The following is a 23611-nucleotide window of genomic DNA, read 5'->3' on the forward strand; positions in this document are numbered from 1 at the left end:
GACTCGGGTACTCTGAATAAGCAAATAAAATTCTTCAGGAGAGAAGCCATGAAGTGGCAACAACGAGTTCGTGTCGCAACGGGGCTAAGTTGCTGGCAGATTATGTTGCATTTGCTGGTCATCGCCGTGCTGGTGATGGGCTGGATGAGCGGCGCGCTGGTGCGCGTGGGTTTGGGCCTCTGCGTTGTGTATGCCGTCACCGTTTTACTGATGCTGGCCTTACAGCGTCACCCTGAGCAGCGCTGGCGCGACGTCGCCGATGTGCTCGAAGAATTGACCACGACCTGGTATTTTGGCGCCGCAGTTATTGTCGTCTGGCTGCTGTCGCGCGTGCTGCAAAATAACTACCTGCTGGCGGTGGCCGGGCTGGCTATCCTTGCCGGGCCCGCGGTGTTCTCGCTGCTGGTGAAAGAAAAAGCCTCAGGCGATCTTGCGGCGAAACATCGCGTACGCCACTGATCCCGTCGTGGCCGCTATAAACAGTAGCGGCCACAGGCTCCCCCAGACAATCGACAGACTCGCATCCTTCAAATAAATCTGCTTGGTAATATCGGTAAAATGCCGAATCGGGTTAATCCACGTCAAATGCTGGAGCCATACCGGCATGTTTTCGACCGGTGATACATAGCCCGACAGCAGAATCGCCGGCATCATAAAGACGAACACGCCGATAAACGCCTGCTGCTGGGTCGAGCACAGCGCAGAGATTAGCAGCCCAAACCCGACCAACGACAGCCCATAAATCACCATCGTGAAGTAGAACAGCGCCAGCGAACCGGCGAAGGGAATCTGATAGGCCCAGATACCGACGGCCAGCACGATAGTGGCCTGGAAGGTGGCGACGATCAGCGCAGGCACCGCCTTGCCGACGAAAATTTGCCAGGTGGCCAGCGGCGAAACCAGTAGCTGATCCAGCGTGCCCTGTTCGCGTTCGCGGGCGACCGACAGTGAAGTGACGATCATCACACCGATGGTAGTGATCATGGCGATCAGCGACGGTACCACAAACCACTTGTAGTCGAGGTTCGGGTTGTACCAGTTACGCACCACCAGCTCGCTGTTATTGGGCTTGGCCTTGCCTTCCATGAGCTCCTGCTGGTAGTTCTTCACAATCTGCTGGAGGTAGTTAGCGGCAATCTGCGCGCTGTTAGAGTTGCGTCCGTCGAGCAGCAGCTGCATTGGCGCGGTCTGGAAGGTGTCGAGGTTACGCGAGAAGTCGGCCGGGAAGCGTACCAGCAGCAGGGCCTTTTGGGTGTCGAGGGTCGGCTGAATGTCCTGCGGGCTTTTTAGCACCAGCACGTGGGTAAAGGCTTTCGCGCGCGCAAAGCGTTGGGTCAGCTCGATAGCGTGTTGACCGTTGTCTTCGTTATAGATGGCGATGGTGGCGTTAGTGACCTCCAGCGTGGCGGCAAAGGGGAACAGCAGCACCTGAATCAGCACCGGCATAATCAATATGGCGCGGGTCTGCGGTTCGCGCAGCAGCGACTGTAGCTCTTTGCGGATAAGCGTCCATAAACGATAAAACATAGTACCGTCCTCATGTCGGGTGGCGCTGCGCTTACCCGACCTATAAGGCCCGGTAAGCGCAGCGTCACCGGGCAAAAAACGCGCCAGAGTTAATCCAACCGACGTTTGGTTTTCATCCACGTCAGGCCAATAAACATCACCGCCGAAGCGATTAAAAACAGCGTATTGATAATCAGCACGACCGGAATATTTCCCGCCAGGAACAGGCTTTGCAGCGTGCTGACGAAATAACGCGCCGGGATGATATAGGTCACCACGCGGATCGCGGCCGGCATACTGTCTATCTGGAAAATAAATCCGGACAGCATAATCGACGGCAGAAACGCCGCGTTCAGCGCCACCTGCGCGGCGTTAAACTGATTGCGGGTAATCGTCGAGATCAGCAGGCCCATGCCGAGGGTGCTGAGTAAAAACAGGCTGGTGATAAAAAACAACACCACCAGCGAACCGCGATACGGCACGCCGAGAATAAACACCGACACCAGCATGCACAGCAGCATGGCCAGCATACCGAGGAAATAGTAAGGAATGAGCTTGCACAGCAGCAGCTCGACGCGGGTGACTTCGGTTGAAAGCAGCGCCTCCATGGTGCCGCGTTCCCACTCGCGGGCAATCACCAGCGAGGTCAGAATTGCGCCGATCACCGTCATAATGATGGTAATGGCGCCGGGGATAATAAAGTGCTGGCTGATGGCCGCCGGGTTAAACCAGTAGCGGGTTTGTACATCGATGAGCGGTTCAAATTCCTGGCCGCGGTCTTCGGCGCGCTGTTTCTGCCAGATTTGCCAGATGCCTTCGACGTATCCCTGCACAAAGTTAGCCGTATTGGGCTCGCTGCCGTCGGTGATCACCTGAATGGGGGCGTTGTCACCCGCGCGCGCCATGTGCTTATCAAAATCAACCGGAACCACGATCAGGCCGCGGATGCGTCCGGCCTGCATCATCTCAATCAACTGATGACGATTATCGCTCACGGTGGCATCAATATAGGGCGAACCGGTTAAGGTGTGGGTGAAGTCGAGCGCTTCTTTGCTCTGTTGTTCAAGCAGTACGCCGACGCGCAGCTTGCTGGAATCGAGGTTGATGCCGTAACCGAAAATAAACAGCAGCAGCAGCGGGATCACCACGGCAATCAGCCAACTGCTGGGATCGCGGACGATCTGCCGCGTCTCTTTGACGCACAGCGCGCGCACGCGCCGCCACGATAGCCCTCTAGCGCTCATTGGCGTGCTCCTTATCCCAGTCGTTGATAAGCGTAATAAAGGCCTGCTCCATGGTCGGGTCCGGCTGCTGCGCGTCGGCGGCCTGAGCTTTTAAATCGTCCGGCGTGCCACTGGCGATAAGCTTACCGCGATACACCAGGCCAATGCGGTCACAGTACTCGGCCTCATCCATAAAGTGGGTGGTGACCATCACCGTCACCCCTTTTTCCACCATGCTGTTGATGTGCAGCCAGAACTCACGACGGGTGAGGGGGTCAACCCCTGAGGTTGGCTCATCGAGAAACAGAATGTCCGGCTCGTGCATCAGCGAGCAGGCCAGCGCCAGGCGTTGCTTAAAGCCTAACGGCAGTGAGTCGGTGGTGTGGCGAGCGATCGCTTTGAGGCCAAAGGCGTTGCTCATGCTGTCGATTTTGTCATTCTGCGCGCGGCCGCGCAGGCCGTACACGCCGGAGAAGAAACGGAGGTTTTGTTCGACCGTGAGGTTGCCGTACAGCGAAAACTTCTGCGCCATATAACCCAGATGCTGGCGCGCCTTACCCGAGCTGACCTTCAAATCCATATTCAGCACCAGCGCGTTGCCGGAGGTTGGCACCAGCAGACCGCACATCATTTTGAAGGTGGTGGATTTCCCCGCGCCGTTCGGACCCAGCAGGCCGAAGATTTCCCCGCGCTTGACCGCAAAATTGACGTGGTCCGTTGCGGCAAAGTCGCCGAATTTTTTGGTCAGCTGTTTGGCTTCGATGACCGTTTCGTCCGGCGAACCGTCAACGGTATGCAGAATGGCTCCCAGCGGCGATTCTGAGGTCCCCGCGCCGCCGAGCAGATCGATAAATGCATCTTCAAAGCGCGGCGTGGTCTCTTCTATTTCCAGCGTTGGCATGCCGGGTGCCCGGCGCAAATCATCGGCACTGGCCGATTTTTTGAGGATCACGCGCACCGAACGCCCCTGAATCATCCCGTCGCTGACCGCGCTTTGCTTCAACGCGCGCTGCAGCAGCCTGCGGTTATTTTCCTGCGGGCTGTGCATTAAAAAGCTGCGTCCGGCCATGGTACGGGTGAGGGCAGTTGGTTCGCCCTGATACAGGAGTTCGCCTTCGTTCATCAGCAGCACGTCCTGACACTGCTCGGCTTCATCAAGATAAGAGGTGCTCCAGAGGATCAGCATTCCATCACCCGCCAGCTCGTGCACCATTTCCCACAGCTCGCGGCGCGAAATGGGGTCGACGCCAACGCCGGGTTCATCCAGCAGCAGCACCTTTGGCTCGCCGACTAACGTACAGGCCAGTCCCAGCTTTTGTTTCATCCCTCCGGAGAGTTTACCCGCCAGGCGTTCGGTAAAAGGCCCCAGCGCGGTGAACTCCAGCAGCCGCGCGAAGGTCTTTTCCCGCGTTTCGCCGGTCACGCTTCGCAGGTCGGCATAGAGGTTAAGGTTCTCCATGACCGTTAAATCTTCATACAGGCCGAATTTTTGCGGCATATAGCCGAGCACCGCGTGCAGGGCGCTATCGTTGGCAATCGGGTCCAGCCCCAGCACCGTCGCGCTGCCCTCATCCGGCTTCAGCAGCCCGGCGAGCATGCGCATCAGCGTGGTTTTTCCCGCGCCGTCCGGCCCGACCAGACCGGTCACGTAGCCGGCGTTGATCGTGCAGTCCAGCCGGGCGACCGCTGGCTTATCCATGCCGGCAAACCGTTTGACCAGCCCGCGCAGCTGAATCTGGCTATCACTCATGGCGCGACTCATCGCTAAAGCGCAGCGTGACCGGCATCCCCTGGCGCAGGCTGTCGTCGGCGTCGGTGACGATAATGCGCAGGCGGTAAACCAGATCGGTACGCAGGTCCGGGGTCTCTACCGTTTTGGGCGTAAACTCGGCGGTCGGGGAAACAAAACCGATTTTACCGTGGTACGGTTTGTCCGGGCGGCCGTCGGTATAGAGCAAAATTTCGCGCCCCGGCTGGGCCTGATTGAGGTTCTTCTCGTCAACATAGGCGCGCACCCACACCGGGCGGGTCAGCGACAGCGTCAGCACGGTGCTGCCCGCGCTGAGCATACTGCCTGGCTCAACCGCGCGGGTGAGCAGGGTACCGTCGGACGGTGCGGTGAGCGTCGTGTCATGTAAATCGAGCGTTGCCTGCGCCAGCTGGGCTTGGGCCTGTTCGAGGTTGGCTTTTGCCTGAGCGATCTCCTGCGGCCGGTTACCCGCTCGGTATTGGCTGAGCTTGTCCTGTGCCGATTTCAGCGACGCCAGCGCCTGGTCACGGGAAGAACGCGCGTTGGCCAGATCGTTAGCCGACAACAGACGGCTGTTCCACAGCCCCTGCTGACGCTGGAGGAAGCTTTGCGCATAATCGTAGGCAGCCTGCGCCTGTTTTACCGCCGCGGCGGCTTGGGCTATTTCTTCTGCCCGGTAGCCGGCCATCATCAGATCGTATTGCGCTTCGGCGGTAGCGACGTTCGCCTTCGCCTGCTGCAGCGCGTTTTCATACGGCGCTTTATCCAGTTGGCCAAGCGTCTGGCCCTGCTTAATCGCATCGCCCTCGTCGACCGTCAGCGATTGCAGACGCCCGCCAACGCGGAAGCTCATGTTGACGGTACGAATATCGACGTTGCCATACAGGGTCAGGCCGTTATTCTGCCGACTCTGATACCACCACGTCCCACCGCCAATCAGCGCGACGATGAGCGCTATGGCCAGAATAAGGACCACCGGTTTTTTCATCACTTCAGGCTCCTTTGCGTTAATCCTTGCAGAATGAAATCGATATGACAGGTAACGACCGCGAAAATTTGCTCGGCTTTGTCGGCGTCAAATTGTGTCCAGCCGGCGCGCATCAGAATCGTTTCCCGCCCCAGGCGAAACGCCAGCACTTCCCCCAGCAGGGCGTGGGTGTGGAGGATCATTTGCGTGCTGCTGGCATCGCAGCCGGTATAGGCGGCAATCAGTCGGGTCAGATGCGCATGCAGCGGGGCAATCACCTGATCGTGAATCCGCTGGTAGGCGGCGGTCGGCGACAGCTGCTCGCGTGAGATAAATTTGCTCAGGTTCAGCGTGTCATCCTGAGTCAGCAGTAAAATCATGTTGCGGCAGGCGTGGAGGATCAGCGCGCGTATGGCTTCTCGGTCCGGCTGCGGTTGGGCGAATAGCTGTTCAGCGGCTTCGGCGTGAGCCCGGAAGTTTTCGCCGATAAAATCAGCAATCCATTGGGCGCAGGCCTGGTATAAATCTTCTTTTGAGCCAAAATAATAGGTGATGGCGGCAATATTCTGCCCGGCCAGCGCGGCGATATCGCGGGTGGTCGCATGCAGGCCGTACTCGCCAAACTGGGCAAGTCCGGCGGCAATCAGCTGGCTTTTCGCCTGTTCGCCTTTGCTGGTAATCGGAGTGGGATTCATGATGCCACCAGAATTAATCAAACGATTGATTAAGATTATGCCGGGTTTTCCATCTTGTCCAGCGTGGTGAATAATCTTGTTTTACCGCGTGAAGGGGATAATTTATGCGGTGCATCACAAAAACTGCTACACTCCGCCCCTTCATGACATTGTGGTTTTTGTCATTCCCCTGTTTTTCTCTCCCCTCGAAAACTACACCGCATGCGGTCGGGGTGGGTGTGGAGTACTTATGTCTTTTGATTCTCTCGGGCTGAACCCCGACATTCTGCGTGCCGTTGCTGAGCAAGGTTACCGCGAACCCACCCCCATCCAGCAGCAGGCGATTCCTGCGGTACTGCAGGGCCGCGACCTGATGGCCAGCGCCCAAACCGGCACCGGTAAAACCGCAGGCTTTACCCTGCCGCTGCTGCAGTTGCTGGTTTCCCGTGAGCCGCACGTCAAGGGCCGTCGCCCGGTGCGCGCGCTGATCCTCACGCCAACCCGTGAGCTGGCGGCGCAGATTGGTGAAAACGTGCGTGAATACAGCCGTTACCTGAACATCCGTTCGCTGGTCGTGTTCGGCGGCGTCAGCATCAACCCGCAGATGATGAAGCTGCGCGGCGGCGTTGACGTGCTGGTGGCTACGCCGGGGCGTCTGTTGGATCTCGAACATCAGAACGCCGTGAAGCTCGATCAGATAGAAATCCTGGTGCTGGACGAAGCTGACCGTATGCTCGACATGGGCTTCATCCACGACATCCGTCGTGTGTTGACCAAGCTGCCGGCGAAGCGCCAGAACCTGCTGTTCTCCGCTACCTTCTCCGACGACATTAAAGCCCTGGCAGAAAAACTGCTGACCAACCCGCTCGAGATTGAAGTGGCGCGTCGTAACACGGCTTCTGAGCAGGTAACGCAGCACGTTCACATGGTTGATAAAAAACGTAAGCGCGAGCTGCTGTCGCAGATGATCGGCGAAGGCAACTGGCAGCAGGTGCTGGTATTTACTCGTACCAAGCACGGCGCAAACCACCTGGCGGAACAGCTGAATAAAGACGGTATCCGCAGCGCGGCGATTCACGGTAACAAATCGCAGGGTGCGCGTACGCGCGCGCTGGCCGATTTTAAATCCGGCGATATCCGCGTGCTGGTGGCGACCGATATCGCCGCGCGTGGCCTGGATATTGAAGAGCTGCCGCACGTCGTGAACTACGAGCTGCCGAACGTGCCGGAAGATTACGTGCACCGTATCGGCCGTACCGGCCGCGCGGCCGCGACCGGTGAAGCGCTGTCGCTGGTGTGCGTTGATGAGCACAAACTGCTGCGCGACATCGAACGTCTGCTGAAGAAAGAAATTCCGCGCATTGCGCTGCCGGGCTACGAGCCGGATCCGTCTATCAAAGCGGAGCCGATTCAGAACGGTCGCCAGCAGCGTGGCGGCAATGGCAACGGTAACGGCGGCGGCCGTGGTCGCGGCCAGGGTGGTCAGGGGCAGGGCGCAGGGCGTAGCCAACAGCAGCCGCGTCGTAACGACGGCGGCGCGCCGAAAGCCAAACCGCGCAGCGCGGAGGGTAAACCAGCAGGCGATAAGCCGCGTCCACCTCGCCGCCCGCGTAAACCTGCAGCAGCGCAGTAAACTGCGAGCCCGGCCGAAAGCCGGGCTTTCTTTTTTGCGGCGGCGTACAGAAAGTGCCACAATAGTGGCTGTTTATACAGTATCTCAGGTTTTCTCATGGCTTTGACCGCTGCGCTGAAAGCGCAAATCGCCGCCTGGTACAAGGCGCTTCAGGAACAGATCCCCGACTTTATCCCCCGTGCGCCGCAGCGGCAGATGATTGCGGACGTCGCTAAAACGCTTGCCGGAGAAGACGGGCGACATCTGGCGATTGAAGCGCCTACCGGCGTCGGGAAAACCTTGTCCTACCTGATTCCCGGTATTGCTATCGCCCGCGAAGAACAGAAAACGCTGGTGGTCAGCACCGCCAACGTGGCGTTACAGGATCAAATCTACAGTAAAGATTTACCGCTGCTGCGCAAAATTATCCCCGATTTGCGCTTCACTGCCGCCTTTGGTCGCGGCCGCTACGTATGCCCGCGTAACCTGACGGCGCTCGCCAGCAGCGAGCCAAACCAGCAGGATCTGCTGGCCTTTCTCGACGATGAGCTGACGCCCAATAACCAGGAAGAGCAGAAGCGCTGCGCGAAGCTGAAGGGCGATCTCGACAGCTACAAGTGGGACGGCCTGCGCGACCATACCGACATCGCGATTGACGATGATTTATGGCGTCGCCTGAGCACCGATAAAGCCAGCTGTTTGAACCGTAACTGCCAGTATTATCGCGAGTGCCCGTTCTTCGTCGCGCGCCGCGAGATTCAGGAGGCTGAAGTCGTGGTCGCAAACCATGCGCTGGTCATGGCGGCAATGGAGAGCGAAGCGGTGCTGCCGGAGCCGAAAAACCTGCTGCTGGTGCTGGATGAAGGCCACCATCTGCCGGACGTCGCCCGCGACGCGCTGGAGATGAGCGCCGAGATTACCGCACCGTGGTATCGCCTACAGCTCGACCTGTTCAGTAAGCTGGTGGCCACCTGCATGGAGCAGTTCCGCCCGAAAACCACGCCGCCGCTGGCGCTGCCGGAGCGACTTACCGCGCATTGTGAAGAGCTGTACGAGCTTATCGCGTCGCTGAATAACATTCTTAATCTGTATCTACCCGCAGCCCAGGAAGCCGAGCACCGATTCCCGATGGGCGAGCTGCCCGACGAAGTGATGGAAATTTGCCAGCGTTTGGCCAAGCTCACCGAAATGCTGCGCGGGCTGGCGGAGCTGTTCTTAAACGATCTCAGCGAGAAAACCGGCAGTCACGATATTGTGCGCCTGCATCGGGTGATTTTGCAGATGAACCGCGCGCTGGGGATGTTTGAATCCCAGAGCAAGCTGTGGCGTCTGGCGTCGCTTTCCCAGGCATCGGGGGCGCCGGTCACCAAGTGGGCTACCCGCGATCTGCGCGATGGGCAGATGCACGTCTGGTTCCACTGCGTAGGTATCCGCGTCAGCGAACAGCTTGAGCGCCTGCTGTGGCGCAGCGTGCCGCATATTGTTGTCACCTCGGCAACGCTGCGTTCGCTTAATAGCTTCTCACGCCTGCAGGAGATGAGCGGGCTGAGAGAAAAAGCAGGCGATCGTTTCGTGGCGCTGGATTCGCCGTTTAACCACGTCGAGCAGGGTAAAATCGTCATTCCACAGATGCAGTTTGAGCCGCTGATCGATAACGAAGAGCAGCATATTGCCGAAATGGCGGCCTATTTTCGCCAGCAGGTCGAGAGCAAAAAGCATCACGGTATGCTGGTGCTGTTTGCCAGCGGCCGCGCGATGCAGCGTTTCCTTGAGCACGTGACCGATCTACGTCTGATGCTGCTGGTGCAGGGCGATCAGCCGCGCTATCGGCTGGTAGAACTCCATCGCAAGCGAGTTGAGAGCGGCGAGCGCAGCGTGCTGGTTGGGCTACAATCTTTTGCGGAGGGGCTGGATCTGAAAGGTGAGCTGCTAAGCCAGGTGCATATTCATAAAATCGCCTTCCCGCCGATCGACAGCCCGGTGGTGATCACCGAAGGCGAATGGCTGAAAAGTCTCAATCGCTACCCCTTTGAAGTGCAAAGTCTGCCCAGCGCATCGTTTAATCTGATTCAGCAGGTGGGGCGACTGATTCGTAGCCACGGTTGCTGGGGCGAAGTGATCATCTACGATAAGCGGCTGTTGACCAAAAACTACGGTAAGCGTTTACTGGATGCGTTGCCGGTTTTCCCGATTGAACGTCCGGAAGTGCCGGAAGTTAAACAGAAAGCTATCACGGCTAAGCCAAAATCACCGCGCCGTAAAAAACGCTAGCCCGGTGTGTAGGCCTGAAACGCATAGCGCCATCAGGCGGCCGCCGCACATTGCCGGATGCGCTGCGCTTATCTGGCGACGACGAGCAAAGGAGCAGTAAATGGATTATCGCAAAATCATCAAAGAAATCGGTCGTGGAAAAAATCATGCGCGTGACCTGGACCAGGACATCGCGCGCGGCCTGTACACCCAAATGCTTGATGGTGATGTTCCGGATCTGGAAATGGGCGCTATTTTGCTCTCCATGCGCATTAAGGGGGAGGGCGAAGCGGAGATGCTTGGTTTTTATGAGGCCGTGCAGCAGAAAACCATGCGCCTGACGCCGCCGGCGGGTAAACCGATGCCGATTGTCATTCCCAGCTATAACGGCGCGCGCAAGCAGGCCAACCTGACGCCGCTGCTGGCGATGCTGCTGCATAAGCTCGGTTTTCCGGTCGTGGTGCACGGGGTCAGCGAAGATCCGACGCGGGTCATCAGTGAGACTATCTTTGAGCTGCTGGGCATTGAGCCGACGCGTCATGCCGGGCAGGCGCAGGCAAAGCTGGATGGCCATCAGCCGGTCTATATTCCGGTTGGCGCGCTGTGCCCGCCGCTGGAACGGCAGCTGAATCTGCGCTGGCAGCTTGGCGTGCGCAACAGTGCGCATACGCTGGCCAAGCTGGCGACGCCGTTTGCCGAAGACGCGGCGCTGCGCTTGTCCAGCGTCTCGCATCCGGAGTACGTGGGCAAAGTCGCAAAATTCTTTGCCGATATCGGCGGGCGCAGCCTGCTGATGCATGGCACCGAGGGCGAAGTATATGCTAATCCGCAGCGCTGCCCGCAAATCACATTGATTGATGCGCAGGGCGCACGGGTCATTAACGCGCGTCAGAGTGAGCAGTGCGAAGAGATTGTGGCGCTGCCAGCGGCGAAAGATCCGCAAACCACGGCGCAGTGGATCGAACGCTGCGTGGCGGGCGTCGAGCCGGTGCCGCAGTCGTTGAAAATTCAGCTGGCTTGTTGCCTGCTGGCGGCCGGAGAGGTTAGTTCGCTTGAAGACGGCCTTGACCGCGTCGCGCTCGCCTATTAAACCCGCTGGCTGTCCTCCCGAGCCGGGCATAGCCCGGCTCGTCTTATACCGCGCAAGCGGCCTTCCTGCGTAAATTCCACGCAAAAAAAAGCCCGGCGTGGCGGCCGGGCAAAAAAGGGTATCAACAAGTCAATGAGGGTTGGAGCACCCGCGAGAGGTCAGCTCACGGGGTATAACAGAGGGTGGCGATTATTTATAGATAACCGCAGTACCGCTAACTTTGTTGTTGGTGTTAGCAGACGTGATGGAGTAGCCGGTTGCGCCAGCAGCGGCAGCTTTCTGCGCCAACTGAGCTTCCATACCATCCAGAGTCGTCGCGCCGTCAACGGACACGGTACCCATTGCGTTCATTTTTTGTGCCTGAGCCTGGGTAACAGGCTGGGCAGCGAAAGCGCCAAAGGACAGGGCAGACAGGGCGATGGCAGCAACAGCATATTTAATGGTTTTCATAATTAATCTCTCGCAGGTTATGTCGTACAGGGGACGATGTTTTCGTCGATGTGATAAGTATCACGTTTTTATTTGGCGGAATAAATCGAAGAGAATTGATTACCATGCTCAAAAAAATTGAATGATTATTAATTTATTGATTATTAATAAAATATTCACGTCATGAATGTGTTTGCGTTGAATCCAGCGGAAGCGGGGGGGTCGAAGGCACAATTTGCTACTTTTTTTGCCAAAAAGCGTGCTCGTAAAGATAATCGATTGCTCTGTATGTTGCGGTATGGATTTGTAATAAAAGCTGGGTTGCTGGGCCTGTTCTGGAATTATATTCTCATACAGGCGTTGAATGTAAACTTTTATCTGTCGTTTATCAAGTTGTCTGGCGCGGCCTTTTTCATGGCCGCCGGCGGTATTTTTTGCGGCGCGTCTTCTTCATATATTTTGAGAAATATTCGCCTGTTTAGATCTCAGACCACTCGCGCAGCAGGTTGTGATAGAGATTAAGCAGGGAAAGTGCCTCCTCCGACTCACCGTGACGGCTGTTCAGCGATTGAATATTTCGGTCCAGTTCGAACAGCATGGCGCGGCGTTTATCGTCGCGGATCATCGACTGAACCCACATAAACGATGCTACCCTCACGCCGCGCGTGACCGGCGTGACGCAGTGCAGGCTGCTGGAGGGATAAAGTACCAGGTCGCCTGCCGGAAGCTTCACCGAATGCTGCCCGAAGGTGTCGTTGATGATCAGTTCTCCACCGTCATAGCTCTCCGGATCGGATAAAAACAGGGTGGCGGACAGGTCGGTACGCATCCAGCCGCTTTCGGGGTGTTGGCGCACCGCGCCATCGACGTGAAAACCGTAGGTTTCCTGTTGCTGATAGCGGTTGAATAGCGGGCTGGAAAGGGTTTTCGGCAGCGCGGCGGCAAAGAACAGCGAATGGCGGTTTACCGCTTCTTGCACCAGGGCCTGCAGTGCCCGATAGCGCTCGCTGCGGGTATCGACCTGCTGATTATGCTTCACCTGCGCCCCCTGTGCGCCCACGGTCGCCCGGCCATCAATCCACTGCGCCTGGTTAAGTTCGGCAACAAGATGACGAACTTCATCGGTGCTCAATACGCCGGGAATACGGTACATCATGGGAGTCTCTCCTGAAAAAAGTGGGGCCTGTGCCTCAATGCCTGTCAGTTAAGCGAGATTCGTAGGCCGGATAAGCAAAGCGCCATCCGGCACACTGCGCGCTGATTGCCGGATGGCGGCGTAAACGCCTTATCCGGCCTACCGTTCCTGCTCCTGAATTCAACGCCTTAACTGACCAGCATTAGGCCAGCGCCCCACATGATGCCTTAGAAATGAACGTTCGCCGTCAGTACGAAGGTGCGTGGTTCGCCCGGATGGTAGCGATAGCCGCTCTTGTTGATGGAAGCCACATAGTCGGTATCGAACAGGTTATAGACGTTCAGCTGCAGATCGAGATTGCTGTTGACGCGATAGCCCAGTCTGGCGTCGGCCACCCAGTAGCTTTCGGTGAACGACGGCGTGCCCACCGCACCATCGGAGCCGCGGTGCATGCTGCCAATATAGCGAGCGCCTGCGCCCACGGAGAGGGCATCGGTCGCCTGATACTGGTTCCACAGCGTGAAGGCGTGCTCCGGCGTGTACGGCAGAGAAGTGCTGCCATCCTGCGCGACGTTCGCGCCTGTACGTACCGTCGCACGCTGTTGGGTAAAGCCGCCAATCACCTGCCATTCTGGAGTGATATTGCCGGCAACGGACAGCTCGTAGCCTTCTACGCGCTTAGTGCCGTACTGTGAGTAGGTGCCGTCGTCGTTAGCTTCGACATCGTTTTCAATGTCGGTACGGAATAGGGCGGCCGACAGCAGCAGGCGTTTATCCAGCACTTCCCACTTGGTGCCAATTTCGCTGGTTTTCGCCTTCTGCGGTTTAAAGTCGGTGCGGTTGGCGCTGTTGCCCGTACCGCCAGCGGCCAGGGCAAAGTTGCTGCCGCCCGGAGGCTGCTGGGAGATAGCGTAGTTAACGTAAACGTTGCCGTTCTGCGTCAGGTGATAGAGCGCACCGGCCTTCCAGTTCACGAGGTTGCCCGATTTGCTGGCGTCAACGGTGGTGACCGGTGAATTTTTCGCGACGCCCGCGGGGCAAGCTACCGCGCCGCGGGCAGTGCCGCCGCACAGCGATGCGCTGTCGTACTCGGTGCGATAGCTATCCAGACGGATACCGCCGTTCAACTCAAAATCACGGGTAATTTGCAGCGTGTCAAAGGCGTAGATACCGAAGGTATCGGTCTGACCATTCGCATTGGCGCCGCTGCGCTGGAGGCTGCCCAGAGAAATGCTGCTATCAGGGTGATAGAGGTTCACTGCCGGAGCGGTAAACGGATACACACCGTAGTTGGTCTGCTGTTCGCGGGTAAACTCTACCCCGGTACTGATATCGTGGCCGATTGCGCCGGTAGAGAACTTCGAGGTCAGGTTGGTCTGGTTAGTGAGAATTTTGTTGCTCACATCCTTGGTATTGATGTTACGTGTCCAGGTCCAGGTGTCGACGTTATTTGGATTTGGGCGAGTAATGTTCGTGGCCCCCCCCATCATCGCCGTCATCATATAGTCCTGCTTGATCTGCGACCAGCGGGTAGTGTTGCGAAGGGTGGTGGTGTCGTTGAAGTCGTGCTCAAAACGCATCGTCGCCGTATCGGTGGTCGAGTCGTCGTAGTCGGAGCGAGTGCCGTAGAAGTTATGGGTGTCCACTTTACCTGAGTGATTCAGCGCCGAAGTGGCGGCATTGGGTGCGGAGTAGCCCGGCAGCCCAACGGTTGGCACGCCGCCGTCCGGGGTGTTGTTCTGCGTCACGTGCAGGTAGTTGAGGTACAGACGGTTTTGCGTGCCGAGGCCGAACGCAATGGACGGTGCAATACCGTAGCGCTCGTTTTTAACGTTATCGCGCCCGGCATCGTGGGTTTTTTCACCCATCAGATTTAAACGCACCGCGGCGGTTTCACCGATCGCTTCATTCAGGTCCAGCGTGCCACGACGATACCATGCGCTGCCGACGCTGGCGGAGGCATCGATCCCGGAGTCCAGGCGCGGCTGTTTGCTGATCATGTTGATCGAACCGGTCGGCGCGCTGCGCCCGTAGTCGGACCCTGAGGGGCCTTTGATCACTTCCACCTGCTGGGTGTTAAATGTGTCGCGCGTCACGCTGCCAATATCGCGAATACCGTCAATATAGATACTGTTAGACGTATCGGCTCCGCGCATGTAGATGGTGTCGCCCGTTGACGAGCTGCCGTTTTCACCGGCAAAGAAAGCCCCGACGCCCGGTACGTTTTTCAGCGCATCGGTCAGGTTTGTCGCCCCTTGATCCTTCAACACCTGCTCAGAAATCACCGTGACGGTGCGGGTGGTATCCGCAATTGGACGGCTGAATTTCGGGTCGGCCGATTGAGTGGGGGCATACAGGGACGGAGTTTGGGCTTCAACAACCAGCGTATCACCCGCGTTTTTCTCTTTCCCCTCATCGGCCTGGGCGGCGGGGGTCAGGCTGATACAGAGCCCGGTAAAGAAGGTGAGAGAACGAAAGCTGCCAAACGGAGTAGTGCGATTTTTTTCCATATCAATGAGCATCTTATAATTTAAAAAGCCATTAAAAAAATGACAGTAGGGATCGTCTCGTCCCCTTTGCCACTGCAGGTTGCTTAAAATTTATTAAATGAATTTGATAATGATTTTGATAAGCATTATCAAGTCGTGTGACTTTTTATCACTCATTGGCAGAAAAATAAATATATTGATTTACAGTTTCTTCATTTTTTATACATAAAGTTTACACGATTCAGTCGAATGGCCCTGAGGGAGGCGTCAAGCCATCCGCTCACGATGGCCGTTTACCGGTACAACGTCGCAGAACCGAACAGCTTGTTTTTTCCGCCGGCAACGTCAACGACAAAGGCTATCGCGCCAGCTTCGTGCGCCTTTTTGGCCAACTGCTGCTGAAGATCGTCAAGGTTGCTGGCGCCGCTGGCCGTTACGGTACCCACCGGGCGAAACGGAACGCCTGGAGCAGGAGCGGATTGGGCGCAGACGGTGGTTGTAGCGAGGAGCGCGGCGGCGAAAAGCAGGTGAAAGGTGTGCATTTGTATCCCCTCCTGAAAGCAACAGGGAATACCTTAATTGTAGGCGGCGGGCAGGAAAAAGCAGCCACCGACGTGTCTGTTTTTTATTTATCGCGACGGGCATCCGGGCGAATTAAATCGAAGCGATGGCGCTCATCGATGGTGTAGTAGGCGGAGGGCCCACCCGCGCGCAGGACCGGCTGTGCGCGGGCGGTCTGATAGATTCCGTCCTCAAGCAGCGATTCATCGATATGAATACCGACCACTTCACCCAGCACCAGCCAGGTATCGACGGCGGTACCGTCGGCGCCCGTTAGCTGAATGCACTGCGAGAGGCGACACTCGAAGTTGACCGGGCTCTGCGCTACGCGCGGCGCGCTGACCAGACGGCTCGGTGCGGCGGTCAGCCCGGCGCGGGCAAATTCATCCTCGCCGTGGGGCAGGGTAGCGGAGGTTTCATTCATCGCCACCGCCAAATCACGGGTCGTCAGATTCCAGACGAACGCTTTGGTTTCCATAATATTCTGCACGCTATCTTTCCAGCCGCTGCTGGCAAAGCCGATAATCGGCGGGCGATAGTTAAAGCAGTTAAAGAAGCTGTAGGGGGCAAGGTTGCGCCGCCCTTCGACGTCAACGGAAGAGATCCAGCCAATAGGCCGTGGCCCGACGATGGCGTTTAGCGGGTCATGAGGCAGCCCGTGGCCGTGAGAAGGCTGATAAAAGTACATGACGTACCCATAATTAAGAAGCGGTAATCCAGACTCCCTTATTTACCGCGCCGCCGTCAACGGGTATCTTACGGCGCATTACGACAGGAGAAAGTCATGAGTAGCCAAAAACCGGGGTTGCATCCGCGCAACCGCCATCACAGCCGCTACGACCTGGACGCGCTGCGTCAGGCCTGCCCCGCGCTGAGCGATTTTATTATCCTCAACCCGGCCGGGGAGCAAACCGTGAATTTTGCCGACCCGCAGGCGGTGAAAACGCTGAATAAAGCGCTGCTGGCCCATTTCTACGGGGTGAAAGAGTGGGATATTCCAGACGGGTTCCTCTGCCCGCCGGTGCCGGGGCGCGCCGATTATATCCATCATCTGGGCGATCTGCTCAGCGATGAGAGCGGCAATGTGGTCAAGGGAGCCAGTATTCTGGATATCGGCGTGGGTGCGAACTGTATTTATCCGCTGATTGGTGCGCACGAGTATGGCTGGCGCTTTACCGGCAGTGAAACTCATCCTCAGGCGTTTGCCAGCGCGCAGGCTATCCTGAGCGCAAACCCGTCGCTGAACCGCATGATTCGCCTGCGTCGTCAGAAAGACGGTGCCGCGATGTTTAACGGTATCATCCACAAAAACGAACAGTACGACGCGACTCTGTGTAATCCGCCGTTCCACGATTCTGCCGCTGCCGCCCGCGCGGGTAGCGAGCGTAAGCGCCGTAATCTGGGGCAGGAGCGTGACGATGCGCTGAACTTTGGCGGCCAGCAGCAGGAACTGTGGTGCGAAGGCGGTGAGGTGGCTTTTATTAAGCAAATGATTGCTGAGAGTAAAGGCTTTGCCCGCCAGGTCATGTGGTTCACATCGCTGGTGTCAAAAGGTGAAAACCTGCCGCCGCTGTACCGGGCGTTAACCGACGTCGGTGCGGTGAAGGTGGTGAAAAAAGAGATGTCGCAGGGGCAGAAGCAGAGCCGCTTTATTGCGTGGTCGTTTATGGATGACGAACAGCGCCGCCGTTTTCTGGCGCGTAAACACTAAAAGAAAAACGCCGTTTATCCCGGCGGGATAAACGGCGTGCTATCAGGAAACGTGCTGCAGGAACTCTTGCAGACGCTGGCTCGGTGGGTTCTTCACCAGCTCCTGCGGGTTGCCGTCTTCGGCAATCCGGCCTTTATCTATAAAGATCAGGCGCGATGCCACTTTCTCAGCAAAGCCGATTTCGTGGGTAACGATAACCATCGTCATCCCTTCCTCCGCCAGATCCTGCATGACCTTCAGCACTTCATGACGCAGCTCCGGGTCCAGCGCTGAGGTCGGCTCATCAAACAGCATCATTTTCGGCTTCACCGCCAGCGCACGGGCAATAGCCACGCGCTGCTGCTGGCCGCCGGACAGCTCGGAAGGGTAGTGGTGCGCGCGTTCCGCCAGCCCCACTTTCGCCAGCAGATCTTTCGCCAGTTTCTCCGCTTCATCTTTGTTCAGACCGCGTACGCGGGTGGGGCCAAACATCACGTTTTCCAGCGCCGTCAGGTGTGGGAACAGATAGAACTGCTGGAACACCATCCCGGCTTCCTGACGAATCAGGCGCTCGTCAACTTTGGGATCGTTGACTTTCAAACCATCAACGAACAGATCGCCGCTGGTGATTTCTTCGAGTTTGTTAATGCAGCGCAGCAGGGTGGATTTACCGGAACCGGATGGTCCGATAATGACCACCACTTCACCCTGTTTGATGTTCAGGTCAATGTTGTGCAGCACCTGGGTTTGGCCGAAGTGCTTAGAAACGTTTTTAAATTCAATCACAGGATTTTCATCCTTCTTTCAAGAATGCGGAGCACGATGTTGAGTACCTGGGTGATGATCAGGTAGATAACGCCGACGGCGGTCCAGATTTCCAGCGCGCGGAAGTTTCCGGCGATAATTTCCTGGCCGCTGCGGGTCAGCTCGGCTGCACCGATAACGATAAACAGCGACGTATCTTTGATACTGATGATCAGCTGGTTGCCTAATGCAGGCAGCATACGACGAACGGCCAGCGGCATAATCACATGGCGAATGGTTTCGCGACGCGACAGGCCGAGTGCCAGGCCTGCTTCGCTGAAGCCTTTATGGATGGACAGCACCGAGCCGCGAGTAATTTCAGCAATATACGCACCGGAGTTGATCATGATGGTGATCACTGCCGCGGTGAAGGTATCGATACGAATGTCCGGGAAGGCCATCGGCAGCGCGAAGTAGATGTACATGACCTGTACAACGATAGGCGTACCGCGGATCACTTCGATAAATACGAGGGCGATGTGGTTTGAAATCCAGCCGCCGTAAGTGCGGGCTAGACCGGCCACCAGACCGATGATGATACCGCCCGCGAGGCCGAGGATCGAAATCCACAGAGTCATTTTGGCGCCGTCCAGAAGAATTGGAATGGCAGGCCAGATGACGCTCCAGTCAAACTGCATGATGATAATCCTGTTACCGTGGTTCAAAAATAGCAGGGGCGAAAGGCCGCCCCTGAGTTTGCATCAGATTTTGGAATAATTATTTAGGTTCGGTACCGAACCATTTTTTGTAGATTTCGTTGTAGGTGCCGTTCTCTTTGAGCGTTTTCAGCGCGCCGTTCACTTTCTCACGCAGCTCGTCGCTGCCTTTAGGGAAGGCGATACCGTACTGCTGTGCTTCCAGAGACTCGCCGACCGCTTTGAACTGACCGTTACCGGCAGTTTTGATGAAGTACAGGATGTTCGGCGTATCGTGCAGCACGGCGTCAGCACGGTTTGTGCCTAACTCCATATAGGCGTTATCGATGTTCGGGAACTGGCGCAGATCTTTGGTTTTGATGTTGGCTTTCGCATAATCAACGGAGCCTGTGCCGCTTTTCACTGCGACCACTTTGCCATCGAGATCTTTCACGCTCTTGATGTCGTTATTATTGCTTTTCACCATCACCAGCAGGCCGCTTTTGTAGTAGCCGTCGGAGAAGTCGATCGCTTTTTTGCGTTCTTCGGTAATGGTGATACCGGCCAGCGCTAGATCGATGTTTTTCGTTTGCAATGCAGGGATGATACCGCTGAAGTCCATCGGCTTCAGGGTGTAATTCAGCTTCAGTTCTTTCGCAATAGCCGCCCACAGGTCAACATCAAAGCCGACATATTGATTACCCTGTTTGAATTCAAACGGGACGAATGCAGTATCGGTTGCGACGACCAGTTGTTTCTCCGCGGCCTGAGATGAAACCGCAAAAGCCAGGGTGAGTGCTGCCAGTGAAACTTTAAACATTGACTTCATAGCATTTCCTTTTATATCCACGGGGCGATCCCCTGCGAGAACAATCGTCTTATGAAAAAATCGTGCCAACTTGGCAATTAGTTGTTTCTTAACAAATAATGCTTTTCGGTCTGCACAAAAGCGGCAGGAAAAAAGTGCATTTGCACCAAAGGTGGGCACCAAAGTGGTGCGCAAAAAGTCTGTTGTTAAGTATGGCGTTTTTTAGCGCAAACGCTGGGGGGAAAACAATCTTTTATTAACGATTGTGTGAGGTGATTATTACAATTTATTTACTTCGGCGGGGATTATGCACGAACACCTGCACTTTTATGGTGCAAGCCCTTCCGGCGGGGGAGCCGGAAGGTCATAAGATTTTTCTATGGTTATTCGATATTCGCTTCAATGAACCACAGGAATTTATCCAGATCGCGGGACGCGGCGGTAAAGATATCAGCGGTATCTTCATCTTTCGCTTCGCTAATGGCTTTACGCACGTCGTTCGCGACGATGGCATAGCGTTCGGCCAGCGCTTTCAGGTGATCCTGAACGCTGGAGATATCCAGCGGATAGCTTTTCAGCGGCGTCTGCGCATTAATGACCTGGGTTGTGCCGAGCGCCACGCCACCAAGCTGTACGGCGCGCTCTGCCATGGTATCCAGATGATCGGTCAGCGCAGTGCGGAAGCCATCCAGCATTTCGTGCACGGCAATAAAGTTCGCGCCGCGCATGTTCCAGTGGGCCTGTTTGGTAATCAGCGACAGATCGATAAACTGAAGAACCTGACGGTTGAGTAACGCAACGGTCGCCTGTTTTTCGCCGTCCGGAACGTCGTTACGCGTATAGAGCAGTTGGGCGTTTTTTGCTTTAACCAGTTTTGCAGTACTCATAATCATATATCCTCTTGATCCGATACACATATAAAGACGGGTGTATCTGCGTCCTCATGAATTAACGGAAACAAGTATAGCACCGTGAGCGAGACGGTATTTTCTGATTCTGCCTATAGGTATGATAGTGAGCGTGATTGGATTGATTAACTTATTTAAAAACAGTTGGTTAATTGGTGTTACTGGTGCGCTATATATTTAGGAATTTATTTTAATTGATATAAAATAAGAATCCATGCAGTTTCTCTGGGATATTATGCATAGTGGCTTGCACTATGCATAATAAAAGAATTTAGCTGACGTCAACCTGTTTGATTTTACTTTCCTGTCGCATTGTCAGCGTTGATCCCATCGAAGCAATAATGATAGCGCCCAGCGCCATCGACTGGCTTAACGTCAGCGTCTCGCCGAGGAAAATCATCCCCGACAGCGCCGCGAGCGCGGGTTCCATGCTCATCAGGGTGCCAAAGGTTCGCGTCGGCAGGCGGGTCAGCGCAATCATTTCCAGCGAGTAGGGCAGCGCGGTAGACAGGACGGCAATGGCTAACCCCAGCGGCAGCAGCGACCAGTGCCACAGCGCGTCGGCGGCCTGTAGTGCACCTAACGGTACAAAGACCACGGCGGCAATCAGTGACCCCATCGCGACGGTCGCCGGGCCATGTTCTTCACCCGCGCGGCGGCCGGTCAAAATGTAAACCGCCCAGCCAGCGCCTGCGCCCAGCGCCAGCAGCGCGCCGGTCAGGTCGACGTGCGCCACGTCCTGGCCGAGCGGCAGCAGGAACCACAGGCCCATCACCGCCAGGATCACCCAGATAAAGTCTACCGGGCGGCGCGATGAGAATAACGCCACCGCCAGCGGCCCGGTAAACTCCAGCGCCACGGCAATGCCTAGTGGAATGCGCTGCAGCGACAGATAGAAGAGGTAGTTCATCGCGCCAAGCGACAGCCCGTAAAACAACAGCGGCAGGCGCTGTTCGCGGGCAAAACGTAGACGCCAGGGTTTAAACACGACCACCAGAATCAGGGTGCCAAGGGCCAGACGCAGGGCGGTGACGCCCGGTGCGCCAATTAAAGGAAACAATGACTTAGCCAGCGATGCGCCGCTCTGAATAGAGATCATTGAGATCAGGAGAACGAGGATGGGTAACCATGACGGTAGCTTGCGAGGCGTGCTGGACATCTTTTTCCTGTCAGTATTTGTCAAAAGAGGTAAAAGCGGCAGTGTAATTGAAATAGTCGGCTACGGTTGAGGAATTGTTGAAAAAAAAACGCCCCGGAACGAGTAGAATTTGCATAGTCGATGATTATTTCGTCTGTCAAATTAGGAATTGTCTGGAAAATTGAGCGCAGTTTTTACCGAAGTAAACCGAAGATTTAACGTAAAAACATGTGTGAAATGAAGGTGATAGGCGGTGATGGAAAATTTTTGTTACATCAAAGCTGCCCTTAGACATCATCAGGACCAAAGAGTTTCTTAACAATTTTTGATATATTTAAAACTTACGGACTTATTAGAAGCACATTTGAGGTGGTTATGAAAAAAATTGCATGTCTTTCAGCACTGGCCGCTGTTCTGGCTGTTTCCGCAGGTACTGCCGTAGCTGCAACCTCCACTGTTACCGGTGGTTACGCACAGAGTGATATGCAGGGCGTCGCTAACAAAGCTGGCGGCTTCAACCTGAAATATCGCTACGAAGCTGACAACAGCCCGCTGGGTGTGATCAGCTCCTTCACCTACACTGAAAAAAGTGACACCCAGAACGGCGTGTACACCAAAGGTCAGTACTACGGCATCACTGCGGGTCCTGCTTACCGTCTGAACGACTGGGCAAGCATCTACGGCGTAATCGGCCTGGGCTACGGTAAAGCACAGGGCAACCAGTTCCCGGATAACAACAGCACCAGCGACTACGGTTTCTCCTACGGCGCAGGTCTGCAGTTCAACCCGATCGAAAACGTTGCTCTGGACTTCTCCTACGAGCAGTCTCGCATTCGTAGCGTTGACGTTGGTACCTGGATCGTTGGTGCAGGTTACCGCTTCTAATCACTTCGGTGATACAAAAAGGGGTCTCAGGACCCCTTTTTTAATGCCTTTTTTACACCCCGTTCCCGTCACATTCAACAGCCCGCCGCAATATAGTCTCCGTTTGCGCTAATCGGTATCACCGTCAGAAACAGCACCGTGGCAAACAAAATCAACATGATCCCGCCGGCTATTTTCACCGCAGGAATAACCCATTGCCCGCCGAACGCGCCGCCAAACAGGGCCACCGTGCGCTCTCTGGCATAGCGCACTGCCAGCGATAGGCCGAGAATTGATAGTGCGGTCCCCAGCGCCATCGTCATCACCGCAGCGATTCCCCACGTCACAATCCCCAGCGCGTTGGCAAACATCAAAATCATGATTGCACCGCTACACGGCCGTGCGCCAATCGCCAGAATGACGCCAAGGCGCGTTTTCCAGTCGCTCTGGGTTAGCGCCGAACCCACGCCGTGGTGATGCCCACAGCCGCAGTTTTCATCATGCTGATGCTGTGGCCTGAGCGCCGTAATGGACATTTTACGGGGGCGAAGACCTTTCAGAGACTGATAGATGACGAACAGCCCGAACGCGCCAATCATCAGCGCGCTGATTTTTTCAACGTACCAGCGGCTGGTGCTGAGATCGCCTGACGCAAGGTTGAAACCGACCGCCAGAATAAAGACAAAAAGAATCGCGCTGATGCCCTGCATCAGGCTACCGAGAAACGGCACCACACGCGCGGCGAGCAGGCTCTCTTTGTTGGTGCTGAGGTAGGTTGTGACAATAAACTTACCGTGGCCCGGGCCAACGGCGTGCAGCACGCCGTAAAAAAATGCGCCAAGCAGCAGCCACAGGCCGCCGCTGTATTCATGGTTATTGAGCTGCAGCAGGTACATGACCAGGTAGCGGTGCAGGGTAATTTGCGTGGCGAGACACCACTGGATAAAGGCGTTCCAGTGCGCGTGCAGAGCGAACGTCGCGCTGAGCAACAACAGTATCATTAGCCCGGCAATAGGAAAGCGCCAGTCGCGCGTGAGGCGTTGTGCGATCATGATGAGGCCTGCTTCAGGTGGTCGTA

22 protein-coding genes are annotated in these 23611 nt (G+C 56.2%); 6 read left to right on the forward strand and 16 right to left on the reverse strand.

The annotated features are described in order from the left end of the window. Positions 1-48 precede the first annotated feature (48 nt). Positions 49-459, forward strand: coding sequence for a YbhQ family protein (locus tag H7R58_RS07445; RefSeq protein ID WP_106924580.1), 411 nt, complete (start codon positions 49-51; stop codon positions 457-459). Here H7R58_RS07445 and H7R58_RS07450 read toward each other — a convergent pair. From H7R58_RS07450 to cecR, 5 genes are all read right to left on the reverse strand, one after another. Further along, positions 421-1527 (reverse strand): ABC transporter permease, encoded by a 1107-nt coding sequence (locus H7R58_RS07450; RefSeq protein ID WP_182929251.1) that lies wholly within the window; start codon positions 1525-1527, stop codon positions 421-423. The two genes, H7R58_RS07445 and H7R58_RS07450, sit on opposite strands and share 39 nt — an antisense overlap. 89 nt (positions 1528-1616) lie before the next feature. Next, complete coding sequence (locus H7R58_RS07455; protein ID WP_106924578.1) at positions 1617-2750, reverse strand: ABC transporter permease; 1134 nt, start codon at positions 2748-2750, stop codon at positions 1617-1619. Continuing rightward, positions 2740-4479 (reverse strand): ATP-binding cassette domain-containing protein, encoded by a 1740-nt coding sequence (locus H7R58_RS07460; RefSeq protein ID WP_106924577.1) that lies wholly within the window; start codon positions 4477-4479, stop codon positions 2740-2742. The genes H7R58_RS07455 and H7R58_RS07460 overlap by 11 nt, the downstream gene beginning before the upstream one ends. Beyond that, positions 4472-5467 (reverse strand): secretion protein HlyD, encoded by a 996-nt coding sequence (hlyD, locus tag H7R58_RS07465; protein WP_106924576.1) that lies wholly within the window; start codon positions 5465-5467, stop codon positions 4472-4474. The genes H7R58_RS07460 and hlyD overlap by 8 nt, the downstream gene beginning before the upstream one ends. Next, positions 5467-6141, reverse strand: coding sequence for a transcriptional regulator CecR (gene cecR, locus H7R58_RS07470; RefSeq protein ID WP_182929250.1), 675 nt, complete (start codon positions 6139-6141; stop codon positions 5467-5469). Before cecR ends, hlyD begins: the two co-directional genes overlap by 1 nt. Positions 6142-6370: 229 nt before the next feature. Here cecR and rhlE point away from each other — a divergent pair, with 229 nt between their 5' ends. The 3 genes from rhlE to ybiB all read left to right on the forward strand — a co-directional run bounded on the left by rhlE (position 6371) and on the right by ybiB (position 11072). Next, on the forward strand, positions 6371-7753 hold the full coding sequence (rhlE, locus tag H7R58_RS07475) for an ATP-dependent RNA helicase RhlE (RefSeq protein WP_106924574.1): 1383 nt from the start codon (positions 6371-6373) through the stop codon (positions 7751-7753). Positions 7754-7849: 96 nt separating this feature from the next. Then, positions 7850-10003 carry an ATP-dependent DNA helicase DinG gene (gene dinG / locus H7R58_RS07480; protein ID WP_182928308.1) on the forward strand — a complete coding sequence of 718 codons (2154 nt, stop codon included), beginning with the start codon at positions 7850-7852 and terminating at the stop codon, positions 10001-10003. A gap of 100 nt (positions 10004-10103) precedes the next feature. After that, on the forward strand, positions 10104-11072 hold the full coding sequence (gene ybiB, locus H7R58_RS07485; RefSeq protein ID WP_182929249.1) for a DNA-binding protein YbiB: 969 nt from the start codon (positions 10104-10106) through the stop codon (positions 11070-11072). 189 nt (positions 11073-11261) lie between these two features. Here the strand turns inward: ybiB and ybiJ are convergent, their stop codons facing one another. From ybiJ to H7R58_RS07510, 5 genes are all read right to left on the reverse strand, one after another. Beyond that, entirely contained in the window at positions 11262-11522 is a 261-nt protein-coding gene (ybiJ, locus tag H7R58_RS07490) for a DUF1471 family protein YbiJ (RefSeq protein WP_106924571.1), read from the reverse strand. Between the two features lie 457 nt (positions 11523-11979). Continuing rightward, positions 11980-12657: a PKHD-type hydroxylase YbiX gene (gene ybiX / locus H7R58_RS07495; RefSeq protein ID WP_182929248.1), complete on the reverse strand. Its 678-nt coding sequence runs from the start codon at positions 12655-12657 to the stop codon at positions 11980-11982. Between the two features lie 206 nt (positions 12658-12863). Next, entirely contained in the window at positions 12864-15146 is a 2283-nt protein-coding gene (locus tag H7R58_RS07500) for a catecholate siderophore receptor Fiu (RefSeq protein WP_182929247.1), read from the reverse strand. A 272-nt stretch (positions 15147-15418) separates the two neighbouring features. Beyond that, complete coding sequence (locus H7R58_RS07505; protein WP_182929246.1) at positions 15419-15667, reverse strand: YdgH/BhsA/McbA family protein; 249 nt, start codon at positions 15665-15667, stop codon at positions 15419-15421. Positions 15668-15750: 83 nt separating this feature from the next. Continuing rightward, on the reverse strand, positions 15751-16374 hold the full coding sequence (locus H7R58_RS07510; protein WP_182928307.1) for a flavin reductase family protein: 624 nt from the start codon (positions 16372-16374) through the stop codon (positions 15751-15753). Between the two features lie 96 nt (positions 16375-16470). On the opposite strand from H7R58_RS07510, the gene rlmF reads away from it, so the two are divergent. Beyond that, the gene (gene rlmF, locus H7R58_RS07515) at positions 16471-17397 is read left to right on the forward strand and encodes a 23S rRNA (adenine(1618)-N(6))-methyltransferase RlmF (RefSeq protein WP_182934687.1); all 927 of its coding nucleotides are present in this window, start codon (positions 16471-16473) and stop codon (positions 17395-17397) included. Between the two features lie 42 nt (positions 17398-17439). Here the strand turns inward: rlmF and glnQ are convergent, their stop codons facing one another. The 5 genes from glnQ to rhtA all read right to left on the reverse strand — a co-directional run bounded on the left by glnQ (position 17440) and on the right by rhtA (position 21690). Next, positions 17440-18162, reverse strand: coding sequence for a glutamine ABC transporter ATP-binding protein GlnQ (gene glnQ / locus H7R58_RS07520; protein WP_106924566.1), 723 nt, complete (start codon positions 18160-18162; stop codon positions 17440-17442). Continuing rightward, positions 18159-18818, reverse strand: a complete 660-nt coding sequence (gene glnP, locus H7R58_RS07525) for a glutamine ABC transporter permease GlnP (RefSeq protein ID WP_106924565.1) — start codon at positions 18816-18818, stop codon at positions 18159-18161. The genes glnQ and glnP overlap by 4 nt, the downstream gene beginning before the upstream one ends. A 79-nt stretch (positions 18819-18897) precedes the next feature. Beyond that, on the reverse strand, positions 18898-19644 hold the full coding sequence (glnH, locus tag H7R58_RS07530) for a glutamine ABC transporter substrate-binding protein GlnH (RefSeq protein ID WP_106924564.1): 747 nt from the start codon (positions 19642-19644) through the stop codon (positions 18898-18900). Positions 19645-20006: 362 nt separating this feature from the next. Further along, a complete protein-coding gene (gene dps, locus H7R58_RS07535) occupies positions 20007-20510 on the reverse strand; it encodes a DNA starvation/stationary phase protection protein Dps (RefSeq protein WP_106924563.1) in 504 nt (167 codons plus the stop codon). 292 nt (positions 20511-20802) lie between these two features. Further along, positions 20803-21690, reverse strand: coding sequence for a threonine/homoserine exporter RhtA (rhtA, locus tag H7R58_RS07540; RefSeq protein ID WP_106924562.1), 888 nt, complete (start codon positions 21688-21690; stop codon positions 20803-20805). Positions 21691-22044: 354 nt separating this feature from the next. On the opposite strand from rhtA, the gene ompX reads away from it, so the two are divergent. Then, the gene (gene ompX / locus H7R58_RS07545) at positions 22045-22554 is read left to right on the forward strand and encodes an outer membrane protein OmpX (RefSeq protein WP_052284753.1); all 510 of its coding nucleotides are present in this window, start codon (positions 22045-22047) and stop codon (positions 22552-22554) included. 74 nt (positions 22555-22628) lie between these two features. Here the strand turns inward: ompX and H7R58_RS07550 are convergent, their stop codons facing one another. Further along, positions 22629-23585 carry a nickel/cobalt transporter gene (locus H7R58_RS07550; protein ID WP_182929245.1) on the reverse strand — a complete coding sequence of 319 codons (957 nt, stop codon included), beginning with the start codon at positions 23583-23585 and terminating at the stop codon, positions 22629-22631. Between the last annotated feature and the right edge of the window lie 26 nt (positions 23586-23611).

Source organism: Klebsiella sp. WP4-W18-ESBL-05 (genome assembly GCF_014169075.1).
GTDB lineage: Bacteria > Pseudomonadota > Gammaproteobacteria > Enterobacterales > Enterobacteriaceae > Kluyvera > Kluyvera ascorbata_B.

Bases quoted from the DNA above. Each gene is read 5' to 3' on its own strand.
- H7R58_RS07445 (WP_106924580.1), top strand. From the start codon at position 49: ATGAAGTGGCAACAACGAGTTCGTGTCGCAACGGGGCTAAGTTGCTGG.
- H7R58_RS07450 (WP_182929251.1), bottom strand. From the start codon at position 1,527: ATGTTTTATCGTTTATGGACGCTTATCCGCAAAGAGCTACAGTCGCTG.
- H7R58_RS07455 (WP_106924578.1), bottom strand. From the start codon at position 2,750: ATGAGCGCTAGAGGGCTATCGTGGCGGCGCGTGCGCGCGCTGTGCGTC.
- H7R58_RS07460 (WP_106924577.1), bottom strand. From the start codon at position 4,479: ATGAGTGATAGCCAGATTCAGCTGCGCGGGCTGGTCAAACGGTTTGCC.
- hlyD (WP_106924576.1), bottom strand. From the start codon at position 5,467: ATGAAAAAACCGGTGGTCCTTATTCTGGCCATAGCGCTCATCGTCGCG.
- cecR (WP_182929250.1), bottom strand. From the start codon at position 6,141: ATGAATCCCACTCCGATTACCAGCAAAGGCGAACAGGCGAAAAGCCAG.
- rhlE (WP_106924574.1), top strand. From the start codon at position 6,371: ATGTCTTTTGATTCTCTCGGGCTGAACCCCGACATTCTGCGTGCCGTT.
- dinG (WP_182928308.1), top strand. From the start codon at position 7,850: ATGGCTTTGACCGCTGCGCTGAAAGCGCAAATCGCCGCCTGGTACAAG.
- ybiB (WP_182929249.1), top strand. From the start codon at position 10,104: ATGGATTATCGCAAAATCATCAAAGAAATCGGTCGTGGAAAAAATCAT.
- ybiJ (WP_106924571.1), bottom strand. From the start codon at position 11,522: ATGAAAACCATTAAATATGCTGTTGCTGCCATCGCCCTGTCTGCCCTG.
- ybiX (WP_182929248.1), bottom strand. From the start codon at position 12,657: ATGATGTACCGTATTCCCGGCGTATTGAGCACCGATGAAGTTCGTCAT.
- H7R58_RS07500 (WP_182929247.1), bottom strand. From the start codon at position 15,146: ATGGAAAAAAATCGCACTACTCCGTTTGGCAGCTTTCGTTCTCTCACC.
- H7R58_RS07505 (WP_182929246.1), bottom strand. From the start codon at position 15,667: ATGCACACCTTTCACCTGCTTTTCGCCGCCGCGCTCCTCGCTACAACC.
- H7R58_RS07510 (WP_182928307.1), bottom strand. From the start codon at position 16,374: ATGTACTTTTATCAGCCTTCTCACGGCCACGGGCTGCCTCATGACCCG.
- rlmF (WP_182934687.1), top strand. From the start codon at position 16,471: ATGAGTAGCCAAAAACCGGGGTTGCATCCGCGCAACCGCCATCACAGC.
- glnP (WP_106924565.1), bottom strand. From the start codon at position 18,818: ATGCAGTTTGACTGGAGCGTCATCTGGCCTGCCATTCCAATTCTTCTG.
- glnH (WP_106924564.1), bottom strand. From the start codon at position 19,644: ATGAAGTCAATGTTTAAAGTTTCACTGGCAGCACTCACCCTGGCTTTT.
- dps (WP_106924563.1), bottom strand. From the start codon at position 20,510: ATGAGTACTGCAAAACTGGTTAAAGCAAAAAACGCCCAACTGCTCTAT.
- rhtA (WP_106924562.1), bottom strand. From the start codon at position 21,690: ATGTCCAGCACGCCTCGCAAGCTACCGTCATGGTTACCCATCCTCGTT.
- ompX (WP_052284753.1), top strand. From the start codon at position 22,045: ATGAAAAAAATTGCATGTCTTTCAGCACTGGCCGCTGTTCTGGCTGTT.
- H7R58_RS07550 (WP_182929245.1), bottom strand. From the start codon at position 23,585: ATGATCGCACAACGCCTCACGCGCGACTGGCGCTTTCCTATTGCCGGG.